Annotated in this window: 15 protein-coding genes and 1 pseudogene; 4 read left to right on the forward strand and 12 right to left on the reverse strand. The window is 46.7% G+C overall.

Translation table 11 applies throughout. From position 1 onward, the window contains the following. Positions 1-1,170: 1,170 nt before the first annotated feature. The 6 genes and pseudogenes from EPA93_RS03805 to EPA93_RS03830 all read right to left on the reverse strand — a co-directional run bounded on the left by EPA93_RS03805 (position 1,171) and on the right by EPA93_RS03830 (position 5,571). The gene (locus EPA93_RS03805) at positions 1,171-2,244 is read right to left on the reverse strand and encodes a hypothetical protein (protein ID WP_129885763.1); all 1,074 of its coding nucleotides are present in this window, start codon (positions 2,242-2,244) and stop codon (positions 1,171-1,173) included. Between the two features lie 112 nt (positions 2,245-2,356). Next, positions 2,357-2,692: a hypothetical protein gene (locus tag EPA93_RS03810; RefSeq protein WP_129885764.1), complete on the reverse strand. Its 336-nt coding sequence runs from the start codon at positions 2,690-2,692 to the stop codon at positions 2,357-2,359. Position 2,693: 1 nt separating this feature from the next. Continuing rightward, a complete protein-coding gene (locus EPA93_RS03815; RefSeq protein WP_129885765.1) occupies positions 2,694-3,482 on the reverse strand; it encodes a ParA family protein in 789 nt (262 codons plus the stop codon). 549 nt (positions 3,483-4,031) lie between these two features. After that, on the reverse strand, positions 4,032-4,265 hold the full coding sequence (locus EPA93_RS03820; RefSeq protein ID WP_129885766.1) for a WGR domain-containing protein: 234 nt from the start codon (positions 4,263-4,265) through the stop codon (positions 4,032-4,034). A 2-nt stretch (positions 4,266-4,267) separates the two neighbouring features. Then, positions 4,268-4,841: pseudogene (locus tag EPA93_RS50240) on the reverse strand (recombinase family protein). A 229-nt stretch (positions 4,842-5,070) separates the two neighbouring features. After that, positions 5,071-5,571, reverse strand: a complete 501-nt coding sequence (locus tag EPA93_RS03830; protein ID WP_129885767.1) for a hypothetical protein — start codon at positions 5,569-5,571, stop codon at positions 5,071-5,073. A gap of 34 nt (positions 5,572-5,605) precedes the next feature. Between EPA93_RS03830 and EPA93_RS48200 the strand changes: the two genes are divergently transcribed. Continuing rightward, positions 5,606-5,752: a hypothetical protein gene (locus tag EPA93_RS48200; protein ID WP_165422859.1), complete on the forward strand. Its 147-nt coding sequence runs from the start codon at positions 5,606-5,608 to the stop codon at positions 5,750-5,752. A 278-nt stretch (positions 5,753-6,030) separates the two neighbouring features. Here EPA93_RS48200 and EPA93_RS03835 read toward each other — a convergent pair whose 3' ends face one another. The 6 genes from EPA93_RS03835 to EPA93_RS03860 all read right to left on the reverse strand — a co-directional run bounded on the left by EPA93_RS03835 (position 6,031) and on the right by EPA93_RS03860 (position 11,223). Continuing rightward, the gene (locus EPA93_RS03835; protein ID WP_129885768.1) at positions 6,031-7,542 is read right to left on the reverse strand and encodes a hypothetical protein; all 1,512 of its coding nucleotides are present in this window, start codon (positions 7,540-7,542) and stop codon (positions 6,031-6,033) included. A 407-nt stretch (positions 7,543-7,949) separates the two neighbouring features. Next, positions 7,950-8,957 (reverse strand): hypothetical protein, encoded by a 1,008-nt coding sequence (locus tag EPA93_RS03840; protein WP_129885769.1) that lies wholly within the window; start codon positions 8,955-8,957, stop codon positions 7,950-7,952. 30 nt (positions 8,958-8,987) lie between these two features. Further along, complete coding sequence (locus tag EPA93_RS03845; RefSeq protein WP_129885770.1) at positions 8,988-9,428, reverse strand: hypothetical protein; 441 nt, start codon at positions 9,426-9,428, stop codon at positions 8,988-8,990. 97 nt (positions 9,429-9,525) lie between these two features. Continuing rightward, the gene (locus EPA93_RS03850; RefSeq protein ID WP_129885771.1) at positions 9,526-10,188 is read right to left on the reverse strand and encodes a DNA methyltransferase; all 663 of its coding nucleotides are present in this window, start codon (positions 10,186-10,188) and stop codon (positions 9,526-9,528) included. Positions 10,189-10,661: 473 nt separating this feature from the next. Next, a complete protein-coding gene (locus tag EPA93_RS03855) occupies positions 10,662-10,946 on the reverse strand; it encodes a type II toxin-antitoxin system RelE/ParE family toxin (RefSeq protein ID WP_129885772.1) in 285 nt (94 codons plus the stop codon). 4 nt (positions 10,947-10,950) lie between these two features. Next, positions 10,951-11,223: a ribbon-helix-helix domain-containing protein gene (locus tag EPA93_RS03860; protein ID WP_129885773.1), complete on the reverse strand. Its 273-nt coding sequence runs from the start codon at positions 11,221-11,223 to the stop codon at positions 10,951-10,953. 354 nt (positions 11,224-11,577) lie between these two features. On the opposite strand from EPA93_RS03860, the gene EPA93_RS03865 reads away from it, so the two are divergent. The 3 genes from EPA93_RS03865 to EPA93_RS03875 are packed head-to-tail and all read left to right on the forward strand — an operon-like array spanning position 11,578 to position 17,578. Then, positions 11,578-13,140, forward strand: coding sequence for a class I SAM-dependent DNA methyltransferase (locus tag EPA93_RS03865; RefSeq protein ID WP_129885774.1), 1,563 nt, complete (start codon positions 11,578-11,580; stop codon positions 13,138-13,140). Then, entirely contained in the window at positions 13,140-14,486 is a 1,347-nt protein-coding gene (locus EPA93_RS03870) for a restriction endonuclease subunit S (protein WP_207229442.1), read from the forward strand. The genes EPA93_RS03865 and EPA93_RS03870 overlap by 1 nt, the downstream gene beginning before the upstream one ends. Before the next feature lie 5 nt (positions 14,487-14,491). Continuing rightward, a complete protein-coding gene (locus tag EPA93_RS03875) occupies positions 14,492-17,578 on the forward strand; it encodes a type I restriction endonuclease subunit R (protein WP_129894429.1) in 3,087 nt (1,028 codons plus the stop codon). Positions 17,579-17,615 lie beyond the last annotated feature (37 nt).

The following is a 17,615-nucleotide window of genomic DNA, read 5'->3' on the forward strand; positions in this document are numbered from 1 at the left end:
CGGCTACATTGAGTGTACCGACATGTTTCGGCAGACCTGCTATGGCAGCAGCCTGCTAAATAAATATTTCAACCGTTGGATGATTATCAGAACGTGCGGTTACATTGCCCAGGCGGCAATCGGGGATTGCATCTCATTCTTAACGATGCAATCATCTAGTCTCTCTATGCGTAACGTCAAACGAGCGAGCGCGGAAGAGTAGCGGAATGGAATATAAACAGGCTAGTTTTGTAGCCGCAGGCTCCAGCGTTCTACCTCTTTCCTCTCTTCCTCGTTGCCCCAGCGGCTATTTTCTTAATAGCAATCTGATGCAGCCTGATTTCAGGCATCCTATGCCTCCCCCCCGTTCTCTGTCAAGGTAAATTTCCTGTATCACTCAGGATGCCGGTCTAAGGCAAAGATGGCCGGTTCCCCATTTTCATTTTGCCGAGCCTGCGCCGCCTGTGGCGGCGCACTCAGCCATATATTATGCGCGGCGCTGTGAGCCGCGCACAGTTTTATAACTTGCCAGAGGGGGGATAGCGAAGCTGTGCGAAGCGTAAGGGGGGAGATGCGCAAATCATCGCCCCCCTTCTTAAACAAATAGGCTATGTGAGCGAAGCGAACTCCGTTTATAGGGATGAATGGTAAAGAAGGGACTCCTTCTTTACGCGAACGAAAGGCTCGTATGCCTTGAGTTCGCAAAGCACAAGGATGGATTTTTGTAGGGTGTTGTATGTGCCTTTCTAAAGTTCTCTATATATATTTATTTGGGATAAGAAGGATAAGGAATTTAGACGCCGAATTGTGGCCTATAATACAGTAGTATAGCGGTTTATTAGGAGAGTCAAAGCTATATAATTGATCCTTTTTTCCAAGTCTGGAGAGTCAGAACTATACATTGAGCGGCTATTAGAGAGTCAAAACTATATATTTGTGGTTTTTAGAGAGTCAAAACTATATATTCGGCGAGTTAGAGCTATAGATTTGCTTGTGGATAAAATGCTTTTTAGTGTGGTATTTTTGTAACGAATAGTTTTTAGAGAGTCAAAACTACAGATTTTTCTACGATTTGCAGGATATCAAATTAAAAGAGAGTCAAAACTATATATTACCTGGGGATAACTCTAAATTTAAGAGGCTGATGAGTACAAAGTTTGGAGAGTCAAAGCTATATATTGAAGCCTTTTTCTATTTTGGAGAGTCAGAACTATATATTTTGTGTTTTATTTCCTTAGTACGTGTGTTTGCCTTAATCGAATCTGATACAAAATGTGGGTTTGGATGTAGTGAAAACATTGCATCAATAAGCTTGCTCCGCTTGGAGCTTTCTAACACTTTATCAATGTGATAAATTATTAAGATCTTTTTTTCTTTCATTTCTTCAAGAGCAATTTCTACATCGCGCAAATTACCTGAAAGTTTAGCGTATTTAGTAAGACCAAAATCCCGAATAATAGTTGTGAGTGATATAGTATAGGGGATATGTATGCTAGCTTGGGTGAAATGATGGCTCATGCGTTTGTGGAGTTGCCGGGCAATAACGCTCCTATAACTCATCACTTTTTCGTAATTTATTTGTCTGAAGGTCAGATCTTCAATGCTTTTTGTTACTAAGGAGTTAAATCTAACGAAGGCTTTGGTGCTTTTACCTTTTGTTTTCCAATCTTCGCGGGTTTGAAGGCCCACTGTTTCAAATATATTGGATATAACAATGGCTTTGCCCTCTTCGTTTGTAACTGTGAGGTTTGTCCTGGCGCATATCATCAGTGCGTCTTTAAGCTGTTGGATGCTGTAGCTGTGATCGTTTTTCTTTAGTTCTTCTTGCAACTGATAAAGGGTAAATGTAACACCGGCCATACCATCCAGAAAGTACCCCTGTCCTTCGGCCATAAATTTTCTAAGTGCATCCTCAATTATTTCCTCACGTTTGGACGGATAATAATAACGGGCGATACCATCTTTATCTTTTATGACGGCAGGGCTTATCTGTACTTTATATTTGTGTGTTCTACATTCAAATTCCCGTTCCAATAAGTCGAGAAACTTATCAGCAATTCGTTCGACCTTTCCATAGGTGTATTTCGGAATAAAGTCATATAGTTCAATCGTATTGGAATAGTCCTTGTCTTGTGGCAACAGCATTTCAAAGAGGGTAAGCTGTTGAGGCTTAGAGTGATCATAGTTCTCAAGCTTTTTTGATACGGCCACAGCTAGAACTTTTGGTGCTTCATCCAATTTCTTTTTGCTTTTACTTGTGGTCATGCCGTTTTTCCAATTTACACCTCGTTTTTAATTTAGGGTTTTGGCGTGTCCCCTTACTCGTCCACAATCCGACTTAATCCGTACTTTATAAACAGGACATTAATTGCCTCAATTAGCATTGATTTTCTGACTTCGCCTTTTGCAGCAAAATTAAAGCCTCTTCTGTGATTTCGCTAATTTCCCTGCCCTCCGTCGCCGCCTGTATGTCTAGCCACTTTGCGGTTGAGGGTTTGAGATAAACGCCTTTTTTGGTACGCTGTTCTTTAGCTTTTTTATGCTGGGATACCGGGATAGCAGTATCTTGGGATACTGGTATATCAGGCAGTTGAGATACTAAGGTATTAGTATCTTGTTCTATTACTTGTTGCTGTGTGCTGAGAACTGCGCCGAATGAGCTTTTAATTTTTGGGCGTTGCCTGGTCTGCGGGGCGGTCTTTTGGGCAGGCATGTTAAGCTATCTCCTTAGTTTGCAATCTATTCTTTGTCAGAGTATCCTTAAACAAGGTTCTCGCCAGTCTGCTCCAATATTTGCCTAGATCCTTGTCAACGTCGCTTATATCCGCCCTGTTTCCTACGGCCTTTTTGTATCCCGTGCGGCGTGGCAGCACTTCACTATATAGCTCCTGGGCGTAGTCACTTCTTAAAATTTCTAATATTCTGCGGTCTTCGCCTTCGCGTATATCGTACATGGTGGCTATGATGCCCCATAATTTTATAGCCGTGTTTACTTCGCTTTCCTTGATTTCATCAATCTGCGCCAGGGTTTGCGGTAATGTCCTGATACCCATTTCCTCTGTTGCCATTGGGACTATAACAAAGTCACTCGCGCCTAAAACGTTACGTGTCAAGAGGCCGATTGCTGGCGGACTGTCCATCAGGCAGATGTCAAACTCGCCATCATACAATCTAAGGCGCTGCCGTAATAATGCTTGTGGATTGTTATAACTCGCTATTACTAGCTCTGCTTCTGCCAGTTTGGTATTAGCTGGCAATATATACAGGTTTTCCATGAGCTGAACAGGTTCTATTCTGACCTGGCCGCGCTTATCTAGTAACATTTCCGCCATGCTTGGGTTAATGGCTTCTTTTGTTTCAAGGTCAATAAAATATTCTGTCAAGCTACTTTGCCCGTCCATATCCACTAGCAGCGTTTTTAACCCTCTGCGAGCTGCGGCTGTGCCTAGTGATATTGTGGTGGTTGTCTTTCCTACCCCCCCTTGTTGCTGGATATGCCATATTTAACCATTGATCCTGCTCCGTTATTGTAAAACAAGCAGTAGCAACAAGTATCTTAGTAGTCAAAGAGATAAATAAATTAAAGCACCAATAGATTAATTTATTTATATATTGATAATTTTATATCTCAGTATCCTAGTAGATTGGTCGTCCTGGTTACTACCAATGGGAGGGTATTTCATTAGGGACACAATAATAACAAGTACCTTAATAGCCAAAGAGACAAATAAATTAAGGTACCAATAGATTAATTTACCTATATATTGGTAGCTCCATATCTTGGTATCTCAGTATCCCAATAGACTTGCCGCTCTGCTACTGACAACAGATGATGTTTCATCAGAAAAACAGTAGCAGCAAGCATCTTGGTAGCCAGAGAGACAAATAAATTAAGACACTAATAAATTAACTTACCTATATATTGGTAGCTCCGTATCTTGGTATCTCAGTATTCTAGTAGATTAATCGCTCCGGTTACTGATAATAGATGATATTTCGCTAGAAAAGCACCAAATTAGCCATAGGAATTAAGAATAGCTGTATCGTTGCCATTAAGTGATATACCCTCTCCGCTCTTTCGTTGCCCTCTGTTTCTGAAAAGCAACCTGCGCTTCGTCGCTGGTAGGGTAGGGGATACTACGCACCTGGCCGGGCCGTCCTATTCGTCCCCATTCACGGATGAGGCACTGATTTCCGAACAGGTCAGGCTGTAGATCCAGCCTATAAAAACGCTTCATATTCCTGGCTGGGTCAATATGGTAGAGCGTAACGGGGGCAGGGGCCATAATCAATCTCCACTTCCTTGTTTGAGATATTGGTACAACGTCTCGCGGCTGATGCCGTATTCTCTGGCAAGGTGCTTCTTCTTCTCGTTTGCATTCACCCGCCGACGCAACTCCTCGATTTTCTCCGGATAATGATTTCTTGCGTCCCTTATACACTCCGCGCTTCTTGGCGAGGACAATCCCTTCCTGTTGGCGTTCCCTAATCAGGTCGCGCTCGAACTGTGCCACTCCTCCCAACACGGCAAGCATAAGGTTAGCCAGAGGCGAGTCATCACCAGTGAATGTAAGGTTTCCCTTAATGAACTGTACGCATATTCCGCGACTGGTCTGGGTTTTGACAATCTGCCGGAGGTCATCCAGGTTACGGGCGAGCCTGTCCATGCTGTGAACCACGATGGTATCGCCTTCACGGGCATAGTTTAATAGTTCCTGCAATTTGGGGCGTTCTGTGTTTTTACCGGATGCCTTGTCAATGAAGAGGCGATCCAGCTCTCCCATGTCTTCGAGCTGGCGGGCCTCGTTCTGGTCGTAGCTGCTAACCCTCACATACCCGATGCGTTGTCCCTTAGATGCCATTTTTACCCCATTTTGTCAGGATAGACTCTAAGAGATAACATGACATATGTCAATAAATAAGATTATCAATCCTACTCTGACATGGTTGGAGGTGCTTCTTGACTGTCCGGTTAGGGTGTACCCCAGATACACACTCTTGGTACAAGCTCGTCATTTGCTGAAGTCTACTTTTGGGGTAGTGGATATTATGTAATGCGTCCGGCGATTACCACCGGACGCTTACCAGTAATTAGATAACCTTATTCTGCCATGCTTCCGGTGTGAGCAGAGAAGTCTGCATTTGCTCAGTACCGCAGCACTTAAACCATGTCGGGCTGGGATTGTTCGTGTAATACCATTTGCCGTCTTCCATACGGTAGAAGTACACCCATTCCGTCCATGCCTCTTCAAGCATAGCGCATAGCTCATCATAGTTTTTGTAATGCCGGGCTTCCGTGTCGGTCTCGTTCCGATCACGCGCATAGGCTGTGCATATCTTGCCGTATTTCTTTTCATGCGCCTGGCGTTGCGCTTCCGTCATATGGATAGTGTCAAACGGGTGCTTTTCGCCTATCTCTTCACCGAGGGAAGACAGGTCGCCTAATGCAAGTAGCTGCTTAATCTTCTCTATGTCCTGGTAGTGCTCATAGAGGATTTTTCCATTGTGCGACGGATAGCCATCCCAATGACAGTAGATAACGTCATAGCTGCCATCTAAGTTCTGTATGCCAATATTTGAACGTGTACCCATAAACTTCTCCTTTTCGTTATCGGAGGCTGCCCCTATGCAGCCTCGCTTCCGGCGAAAGGAAATGCCGGTAGCTGGAAGCGATGCGGGTCATAGCATTTTGTTGCGCGAGGAATGGCGCGAAGCGACAGGGGAAAATGCGTTATTGACGCGCTCGCGCTATCGGCTTGCCTCGCCGGGATAAGCGAGATGCAAAGGGAGTGGGCAGTAGGGGAAGAATATGGTGAGCAAAATTCAAGACAGGGATGCTATCGGGAATAGAAGGTTATCGGTAGCATTGTCAATGCCGGAGAAAGCGCCTGCCCATGACCGTGATACCGACCACGGATGCAGCCCCGTATAACTATGGATAGGCTCCCAAGTTATCACCAGGCGCTTGAATTACTGAAACGTAGTTTGAACAAAACGCACCATACCACAAGGCTCAGGCGAGGTTTTATGTATCTGCATCTTTCTGCGAGGCTATTTAACAGTAAAGATAATTTCAAATTCACCAGCGAATACATGTTGATAGGATTCAAGCTCATGTTTAAATCTGTCGCTTAGATAACCAATAAAGCTCCAGCTAGATTTTTCCTGGTCGTTCCAGTAATCAAGCACAAGATCTTCCAGACTTTTTGTTTTGAGCAGATAAGCGAACTCCTCCATCTCATTAACCGCGCATAGTATAAGCGGAGCCTGCTCTATAAGGGTAGAAGCTAGCCCTGCCTCTACTAGCTTATTCCTGACAATTTCCCGAAGCCGTTCAAGCTCAGGCCCCATTAAACGCCAATTTTCCAACGTAACAACACAAATAAATGGGCGTTTCATCGGATTATACGGATATTGCTGTGGCCTATATTTACCATTTTTATAGGCTTCAAGGGCTTGATAGGATTGTACTGCTGCTTTGCCTATCACTTCAAGTTGAGCATGTAGCTCCATGTCATCCTGAATATTCGTCCGTGCGCCGATGGTCATACGTTTCGTCTTGCACTCTACGAGCATAAAAGAGGTAGGCTGATCGATGATCCAATCGGCCCGCTTAGGTCGCGTATCAGGTTCTTCTGGGTAGACCGTAGACGACGTGCCAATAAGCGTTTTTTCAAGCATGTCACCGACATAATCTTGGAACGCAGTGCCGAATGCCTGATCAAAGCCTGGCTCCTTGACCAGATCGTAGAACAAACCTGAGCTAATGCGCCAGAACAGCAGGGTAGGGATAGGACAAATATGAGATGCGCGATTATTTAATTCTGTAAGAATTAAGGGGTAACTCTGAAGAGTATGGAACTGATACATAAATGTGTTATCGAGCTTACGTTCGGCTGTTAAACGTTGCTTCAGCTCTTTCATAGGCAGTGAGTATAACTGTATAAATTTGTCATAATCAGCCTGAGTGATACCTGGTAGTGACAGATCATCAAGCGGATAATGTACACCGAGGTATTGGGTAACATACTTAATCCACAAGATAGCCCCAATCGTAAATAGCTGCTTTGGTAATAAGCCCGTTTTTGCTTTTACTATTGGCTCGACTGACAGATGTCCAAAAATATGACTATAACGAACCATAGCTGCCTTGCTGGGATGCTCTGTCTGATATTTAAATTGTTGATGAGGAATACGGACAGTGACTTCCTGCAAAATTTTTTTATCGTCCACTAAATACTGAGAAATATAATTCTCTAACTCCCTTAGCTTGTTGATTAGGCTCGCAAAGGTATCCCATTTGCGACCAGTGTACCGCGTACTTGGCTGAGAATTACAGACAATAATTGCTTCACGAGCAAGAATTTCCATTTCCCAGGGAAGAATGAGGCGCTCGTCTGAATACACGGCCCGATGCACTTCCATATCTGCTGGGAATGGGGATGGTGTACGAACGGCCTTAAATGCAGAGTAAACCTTGATAACGCCTAATGTGTCATTAAGATCAAGTTTCCTTAAAGCATTTCTTAGTGGCGTCCAGCCCCCATAAGCGTTGTTAATCATACAAACAATTATATTTATCCCGTCAAGTCGGGTGCGAGGCTGCACTCCCACCCGGACAGCTTTCCGTATCTGATCACGTCTTCAGATAACGCGGTCGCGAATTTATAGATTAGCAGACAGGAGTTGGGGCTTAGGCTGTCTCTTAATTCGGTGAGTAGACATATTTGTCCGCTAAGTCACATTTCACAATTTAATAGACACCCCATCATACCGACGCACGCTCGCCTCCTAATTCATAAATTCGTGGAGAATGAACAGTAGGGAAAGAAAGAATATTTTTCAGAAAGGCGATATTTCGGGTTATATCTCACTGGCAGCGTTAAGCAGAATAAATAGCTACCGACCCTAAATTATCGGTAGCTATTTATTGATGTTGCTTAATTGCCGAAATCAAATCTGGAAACGGCTTACACTAATTTTCTCAGCTCGTCGGCCAGCTTTGTAACAAGTTCAGCAAGTCGGCTTACTGCTCCTTCCCGAATGACAAGCCGCTGCCCGATGACATAGGTAGTATCTCCTGATTTAGTGATATAGTCCTGGTCAACGATGCCTTCACAGTGGGCAAAAAGGTGGCGTTGCTGGAACAACCGCAAGAGGTCAGCCATTTCGGCAGGTGTTAGGAGGTCTGCATATCCCTTGCCGGTTGCAGCATTCCACAGAGCTGATCCTTCGGATAGATTCTGGAAGACATTCTTCCTACGCCGCGTGGTCGGGGCCGCAGGAGTGCGGTCAAAGAGGGCTTCTGCTAACCGCTGGAAAGCCCCTACCAACCGCCCCATGTTGTTTTCCAGGATTTCGCGTACTGTATTCTTTGCGGCATCTGCGTCGGCTACGGCCTGCACTGCCTCTCGTATAGCAAGTAAAGCCGATAGGGATTTCTGTACCGCTTCGATGGTCTGCGAGAAGGTGCTTTCTGCCGAATTATGACCACAGGCAGGACAGAAGAATGCGGCTCCGAGGGAGGAATATCGGCAGCCACATTGCTCACAGGTAAATTTCTGCCTCAATTCTTCGGCGGCACTAATAGGAATAATCAGCGTCGGAGCGCCTGGTTTGTAGGACATGGACATGTTAATAAAGCCAGGGCGCTGCCTGCGGTTAAAATCGCGTGCATCCTGAGAGAGTGCCTGGCCGATTTTGCCCTGGATATAATTGATTCCGGCCTGGCGGATATACTCTTGCTGCTCCGAGGTACTCCACTCGGTTGCTTTCGCTTCCTCACGACAGATCGGACAGAACACTTGAGCATCACTGACCTTCTGCTTCCAGTCCTCCATTAGAACCTTAAAGTCAGCCTGACACGCTTCAGAGGGACAACGCCGATCAAAGTAACCGTCGTTATCAGTAGGCATCGAGATGGTAATTTGGCTTCCGGCCTCTATCTTTTTTAGCTCTCGGAGAATATTATCAAACACTTACACCTTCTATTCCACTCAATGAGTGTTTTAATATGTTACTGTCTTGGAGTCTGCTACAGCGAGAAACTCATTATGAAACACGGCCCCCTGACTTCTACGTTGCAGAATATACTCCCCTATATCCACATGTGGAGGAGCATTATCAGCAGGGTCTATGATCCCCAGCTCGTCCACGGCAACAATATGTGAATACTTTATATGAGGAACATCGAACATTAAAAGGCCAACTACGCTGCCTCTATATTGTGGCAGGCTATACAACTCCATAAACGGACGATACTCTATGAGAAAGCCTTCATCTCTAAGATATGTCTCCCACCACCCATAAAATTTACCCTCTTCCGAAATTTTGGGATATTTCTCACTATCTTGCAGAACACGCTCATAGCTGTATTGATGTCCCATGACCATTGCTACAACACAAATTGTACAGTCTGTTTTACCCCTTTGGGGAATTCGTTGAATCATCTTCTCCACCTGGATTTTTCCCAATGTATGGGATAGGTGGGTTAATTATACAGCTCCCTCTATCAACGTACAAGCCAGACGCAGCCGTAGCGGACGGTTAGACCGCGCAAAGCCTGTTTGCTGCCAGAGCGTGATACCTAGTATCCAGTTCGATGCCAAGATATCTGCGGCCTAAGCTCTTTGCTGCGTGAAGGGTAGAGCCAGAACCGGCAAACGGGTCAAGCACTAGGCCGTCATAGGTTGAAAACGTCTCCACCAGTGGCAGAAGCGCCGAGAGGGGTTTCTCGGTCGGATGCAGCCTATTGCCGCTGTAAACGAAGTCAATTACGTCGCCAATCGGGTATTCCGGCTCGTTCGGATAGCCCTTCGCCAACAGATACGCGCATTCATGCTGGTAACGCAGGTGACGCGAGCCGGAAGTGTAACGCTTCGGAAATACCAGATGCCCAACGATGCGGAACCCTGCGGCGCGGAAAGCGTTCATAAAGCGATCTGCCTGCGGCCATCCATAGAAGCTGACGCAGAAGCTATTGCGGGCAAGGACGCGGTACATTTCGGCAAAGGCCGGTTTCAGCCAAGCATCGTTATCATCGTTCTGGATGCTGCGGCCTGAGCGATCCTGGTATCGGGTAATATAGGGCGGGTCAGTGAGAATGAAGTCAACACTTCCGGCTGAAATCTGAGGCATGACACGTAAGCAGTCGCCATGAATAATGGTATTGCTGTTGATAGTTTCAAATGTGAGCGGTGCGGAAGTCATCGGCTTATCTCCTTTTACGTTGTTAGGAACTGCCGAAAAGCGGGAACCGGCGCGGCTGCCAGCTCCGACGCGGGGCACCTGTCTGCACAAGCGAAGCGCGGAAGATGGGGCGGGAGGAACTGGCATGCCCTGCGGCGGGCTTCCGCTAGACAAGTGACCGAAAACAACGAAAAAGGAATAAGGCGTACCGTTCTGCCGGTACGGAACCCGTCAGCGGGCAATCTATAGAGAACTGTTACTGTGGGTTAGAGAGGGATTGCTGAAAGGCCGCTGCTACGAGCTTCTTCTGCTGCCTTAGCCAAGCATCCTCGGATGGCGTCAAAGGATGATTGACGAGCAAGATATCCTGCCTCGACTTCGGTAAGGCAGTCGAGGCTGTAACCAAAGGTTTCTTGCCAGAATATGTCGGATTCTTGTCCATGCTTTGACTTTAGCATATGTATTGCCGCAGGGGTAACAAAAAGTGGAAGGATTCAGCTATGAACAGGTAAATCCCTGGCGCTATGCGGAATATGCAAAATAACAATGTCGTCGGCCTGGAGTGTATAGAGTATCAGGTAGTTGCCGAAGGGAAGCTTTCGGATGTCCTCACCGTATTCCGGTGCGAGTGGATATCCTCGCGGTGCGTGGGCGATGTGACGACAACGTTCCCGGATTTCTTGTACGAAAGAAAGGGCACGGGCGGGATTATCGAGCGCAATATAGTCCGCGATGCTCTCCAGGTCGGTTTCCGCCTGCGCCGTGAAAATACAGAACATGAGGTTACTGCATGTCCTGGTATTTTTTCTCCAGGCGGGTCAATACCTCTTCCGCAGGCTTGGTATTGCCTGCTTTAAGGTCGGCAAGCCCCTGCCGTACCCCTGCTTTGATACTTTCCGCTTCCTGCTGCTGTAACTGGCGCTTGTGCTTCCAGTCGCGGATAGCATCCCGGAACACTTCACTGCTGGAGGCGTAATCCCCGGATTCTACGGCAAGCCTGATGGTAGCCGCCATTTCCACCGGCAAAGCGACGGTCATACGTTCAATTTGTGACATAAAGGGCATTATTATATAATTTGAACAATAGTAACACGAATTCATACTTTTTCATACTAAAATGTGCAAAATCATGCCGCTGCTTCGACCAGCTTTGGCCCTGTAGTCGGGATGACCGTTGCGGATCGCCAGCTCCAATGATAACCATGTCGGGAAAATCCACCGGAGGATTCCAATTTCAGCGATCTGAAGGGCCAAAGTCTAGCCAAATGGCGGCGTTACTGATAGAATTGAAGAGAAAATTCCGGCAAATAACGAGCTGACATATTTGCAAAAACTGGCATTAATCGTTAATTTGCTATACTGTCGGTGAACAAGCTCGTAATAAACAAATATTAATTTCTAGGACAGACGATGGTTAGCCAAGAATTAAAAAAGACGCTTTGGGCGGCGGCAGATAAGCTACGTTCCAACATGGACGCAGCCGAGTATAAGCATATTGTCCTCGGCCTTATTTTCCTCAAATATGTTTCCGACACGTTTTCTGAACGCCAGACAGAGCTGCGCCACAAGTTCACTGATCCCGATGATGAATATTATCTTCCCGACCAGGACAGCCTGGAAAGAGAACTGGAAGATCGTGACTATTATACGGAGGCCAATGTATTCTGGGTGCCGGAAGATGCACGTTGGGAGAGTATACGCAATAATGCGAAGCAGCCCAACCTGGGTAAGCTGATAGATGACGCGCTCGTTGCCATTGAGACTGAGAACCCTCGCCTGAAGAATATCCTGGATAAACGCTTTGCCCGGACGGAGTTGGAACCTGGCAGGCTGGGCGAGCTGGTTGACCTTATTTCCAAAATTGGTTTTGGGGGAAAGGAAAAAGCTCGTGACGTATTGGGCGAGGTCTATGAGTATTTCCTCGGCCAGTTTGCCACCGCTGAAGGAAAGAAGGGTGGGCAGTTCTATACTCCTGCCTCTGTTGTCAAAGTGATTGTGGAAATCATCGCACCACATAGAGGCAAGGTATATGATCCCTGCTGCGGCTCCGGCGGGATGTTTGTACAGTCTGAGAAATTCATCGAATCTCATGGCGGGAGATTTGGCGACATCAGCATTTACGGGCAGGAAGGCAATCCTACGACCTGGAGGCTGGTGGCAATGAACCTCGCTATCAGGGGAATGGATTTCAACCTGGGCAAAGAGCCTGCTGATAGTTTCACCCGCGATCAGCACCCAGACTTACGGGCGGATTATATTATGGCGAATCCTCCTTTTAATATCTCCGACTGGTGGAATGAAAAACTGACTGGGGACGCACGCTGGGAGTATGGTACTCCGCCTGCTGGCAATGCAAACTATGCGTGGCTGTCACATATTTTGTATCACCTGAAACTTTCCGGTTTGGCAGGCGTCGTGTTGGCAAATGGTTCTATGTCTTCTACCCAGAACAGCGAGGGGGCAATCCGCAAAGAAATGATCGAGCGTGATGTCGTGGATTGCATGGTGGCCTTGCCCTCACAACTTTTCTTCAATACACAGATTCCGGCTTGCCTCTGGTTCCTGGCAAAAGATAAACGCACTAATGGTCGTGACCGGCGCGGAGAAACCTTATTCATTGACGCCCGCAAGTTGGGACGTATGGATACCCGCGTAACTCGTGTGTTTGATAACGAGGATATTACCAAAATTGCAACTGTTTACCATGCTTGGCGAGCAGATAGCGAAACCACAGAAAAATACCAGGACATTCCTGGCTTTGCATATGCTGCTAAAAAAGAGGAGATTAAGGAGAACGGTTATGTTCTTACGCCAGGGCGCTATGTTGGAGCAGAAGAAACTGAAGATGATGACGGAGCTTTTGGTGAAAAGATGGTCTATTTAACACAACAACTAAAAGAACAGATGGAAGAAGGGGAGAGCCTGGACAATGAAATCCGCCAGCAACTTAAGAAGGTGGGGTATGGATTCTGATGAGCGAATACCTATTTAAAGACATTCTGCTAGAAACAAAGGATGGCGAATGGGGAAAAGGAGAACCGGGGGAAGATCTTGTCAGAATGAAGGTTATCCGGGGAACTGATTTTGAGGCCGTCAGAAATTTTCGGCTCGACGACGTTCCAGAACGATTTATTCCTCGCCATATTGCAGAGCGTAAATCTCTCAAGCCATACGATATTCTTCTTGAAACGGCGGGTGGTACGAAAGACCAACCTACAGGCCGTTCTGTGATTCTGAAACCTGAACTTTTTAATAAAACAGATTTGCCTATCACTTGCGCAAGTTTCAGTCGTTTCTTGAGAGTTCATTCTGATATTGCAGACCCAGAGTATATATTCTGGTGGCTTCAATATATGTATGAAAGCAGAAGGATAGAAGTCTTCCATGTACAGCATACAGGCGTTGCACGTTTCCAATATACACTATTTGCAACCACAACAAGTATCAACTTGCCTCCGAACGATGAACAACGCGAAGTCGTAAGGCTTCTTTCCTGCCTTGATAAGAGAATTGAACTGAACCAGCGTATGAATAAGACGCTTGAAGGCATAGCACAGACGCTTTTCAAATCATGGTTCGTGAATTTTGATCCAGTAAAAGCCAAAGCCGAAGGGCGCAAGCCTGAAGGCATGGATGAAGCTACTGTTGCACTGTTTCCTTCAACTTTCATTGAATCCATACTTGGACCTATTCCAAAGGGATGGGCAATAAGCGAAATAGGAAAAGAAGTTGAAGTAGTAGGAGGTTCAACACCGAGCACGCAAGAAGCAGCTTACTGGGAGAATGGTGATTTTTACTGGGCTACACCTAAAGACCTTTCTAAACTAAAATCTCCAATTCTACTTGATACAGAACGTAAAATTACGGAGCTTGGAGTAAGACAAATCGCTTCGGGTCAATTACCTATTGACACGATTCTTCTCTCTTCTCGCGCACCAGTAGGATATATAGCGTTAGCAAAGGTTCCTACTTCGATAAATCAAGGTTTTATTGCAATGAAGTGCACCAAAGAGCTTTCTTCATATTTTGTTTTAAATTGGACATACCATACATTAGAAGAAATTAAAGCGCGGGCTACAGGGACTACTTTTGCGGAAATCAGCAAATCTGTTTTCAGACCTATCAAGGTTATAGTTCCCAGCAAATCTATAATCCAAGAGTTTAATAGTATTGCCAAACCAATTTACGATAGAATAGCAGAAAATGATCTCAACATATCTTCTTTAATGAATCTTCGCAATTTACTACTTCCTCGCCTCATCTCTGGCAAACTGCGGGTAGACAAGGTTAGTGAAACAGTAGAGGCATTGGCACTATGACACACATCACGGAAGATCAGCTTGAACAAGCGGCATTGGGCTGGTTCCGGGAACTAGGCTATCAGGTGGTCTTCGGCCCGGACATAGCCCCACCGCCAGACGGAACTGCACCTGAGCGCGATAATTACCGCCAGACCATCCTTATGGAGCGCCTGAAAACCCGGCTCCAGATTATCAATCCGGCCATTCCTGCGGCTGCCATAGATGATGCTATTCACCAGATTCTTGCACCAAACCTGCCCACTGTGATCCAGATTAACCGGCAGTTCCACCACTGGCTGCGCGATGGCGTCAAGATACAATATCAGCGGGGTAACGAGACTGTGGGTGATCAGGTCTATCTGGTGGATTTCACTGAACCGACAAAGAATGACTGGCTAGTGGTCAACCAATTTTCCATTCGAGGCACTCAACATACGCGCCGCCCTGACATTATCGTCTTCCTGAACGGACTGCCGGTAGCCGTGTTGGAGCTGAAGAACCCTGCTGATGAGGAAGCCGATATCTGGAAAGCTTTCGACCAGCTTCAAACCTACAAAGAGCATATCCCCGACTTGTTCAACACCAATGAAATGCTGATTATCTCCGATGGCGTAACAGCTCGCATGGGGTCATTGACTGCCGATAAGGAGCGCTTCTCCACCTGGCGCACCATTGACGGCCACGCTATTGACCCGCTAGGCACAATGAGAGAACTGGAAACGCTGATAAAAGGCGTCTTCAACAAGGAATTTCTACTGGATTACCTCCAGAACTATATCCTTTTTGAGGAAGATAAAGAAGGAATCGTCAAAAAAATCGCCGGATATCACCAGTTCCATGCAGTACGATTGGCTATGACCAGGACGCTTGCCGCCGCTGCGGTTGACGGCGACCGCAAGGCTGGCGTGGTATGGCATACGCAAGGCTCCGGCAAGAGCATCTCTATGGCCTGTTATGCTGGTAAGGTCATGACGAACCCGGAAATGAAGAATCCGACTATCGTCGTCGTTACCGACAGGAACGACCTGGACGGCCAGCTTTTCGGCACCTTCAGTATGGCAAAGGATTTACTCCGCGAAACGCCAGCACAGGCTGATAACCGCAAAGGCTTACGGGAATTGCTTGCTAACCGGCCATCGGGCGGTATTATCTTTACCACCATCCAGAAATTCACGCCGGGTGAGGATGAGGATAGCTTTCCCTTGCTATCCGAGCGGCATAATATCGTCGTTATCTGTGATGAAGCTCACCGTACTCAATATGGCCTGGAAGCCCGCCTGAACAAAAAAGGCGAGTTTGAATACGGGTATGCAAAGCATATGCGCGATGCCCTGCCCAATGCAACCTTCATTGCCTTCACAGGAACGCCTGTTTCCCAGACCGACCGTGACACGCGGGCGGTATTTGGGCCGGATATCCATGTCTATGATATGGAGCAGGCGGAAAAAGACCAGGCCACGGTTAAAATCTACTATGAGGGACGGCTCGCCAAGCTGGAGCTGAACGATGACGAAAATCTTCGGATTGACGAAGAAGTCGAGGAGCTGACGGAAGACCAGGAGGAAAGCGCGGCTGCAAAGACCAAATCCCGCTGGGCGGCACTCGAAAAACTGGTCGGAACAGAACCACGCTTAAAGCAAATCGCCGCCGATATCGTACAGCATTTTGAAAATAGGCTCAGGGTTATTGACGGGAAAGCAATGGTCGTCGCCATGAGCCGTGACATCTGCGCCCGCCTGTATAATGCTATCATTGAGTTACGCCCCGAATGGCACGATGATGACCCCAAAAAGGGTGTCATAAAGATAGTTATGACAGGTTCCGCCAGCGATAAAGCCATCTTGCGCCCTCATCTGTACTCCAAGCAAGTCAAAAAGGATTTGGAGCAACGGTTTAAAGACCCTGGTGATCCCTTCAAAATCGTCATTGTGCGGGACATGTGGCTTACAGGCTTTGATGCACCCTGCCTGCATACCATGTACATTGATAAGCCCATGCGTGGGCATAGCTTAATGCAAGCCATAGCCCGCGTGAATCGTGTCTTTAAGGATAAACCTGGTGGTCTGGTTGTCGATTATATCGGCATCGCAAACGAACTGCGTGAAGCGCTGAACGAATACACTGCCAGTGGCGGAAAAGGGGAGCCAACGGAAGTTATTGAGAAAGCCTTTGATTTCTTCCTTGAAAAACTCAGCGTAGCGCGTGGCATGATGCATGGCTTTGATTATTCGGATTATGAAACCGATGCCTTTGAGCTATTACCTGGCGCGGCGGATCATATCCTGGGTCAGAAAGATGGGCTGAAACGCTTTGCCGATTGCGTCAGTGCCATGAGCCAGGCGTTTGCCTTATGCAGTACCTATGAAGACGCGATTCCACACCGGGAAGAAGTGGCCTTCCTGCAAGCCATTAGAGCCGCTATTACCAAGCACGACACCGCATCCAGCAAAATTGATGATGAGCGGCGGGAACATGCGCTCAGGCAAATTGTCAGCAAAGCGATTGCCGCAGACGGAGTGGTGGATATCTTCGCAGCGGCAGGGCTGAAGAACCCGAATATCGGACTTTTATCCGATGATTTTCTCAATGATGTACGCCTGCTTCCTCATAAGAATCTGGCGGTGGAGCTGCTGGAACGACTGCTCAAGAATGATATTCAATCCCGTTTTAAGAACAATGTAGTGCAAAATAAGAAATTCTCCGATCTCTTGCAGCAATCCCTCAACAAATACCGCAACCGCTCTATTGAAACGGCCCAGGTGATCGAAGAATTGATAGCGATGGCCCAGGAATTTAAGGCAGCGGCGGAACGTGGCGAGGATTTAGGATTAAGTGCCGAGGAAATAGCATTTTACGATGCCCTGGAAACAAATCAGGCAGCAGTAAGGGAATTGGGTGATGCGGTGCTTAGGAAAATTGCGACAGAACTCACTACCCAACTGCGTAAAAATATATCGGTTGATTGGTCTGTACGCGATACAGTCAGGGCAAGGCTGAGGCTTTTAGTAAAGCGGATACTACGAAAATACAAATATCCGCCTGATTTAGAGCAACGCGCCATTGATTTAGTGCTCCAGCAAGCTGAAACATTATCGGCAACCTGGGTATAGCTACGGCTACGCCGCCGTTTCGGCCACCCATACCTTT

Source organism: Ktedonosporobacter rubrisoli, assembly GCF_004208415.1.
In the GTDB taxonomy this organism is placed as follows: domain Bacteria; phylum Chloroflexota; class Ktedonobacteria; order Ktedonobacterales; family Ktedonobacteraceae; genus Ktedonosporobacter; species Ktedonosporobacter rubrisoli.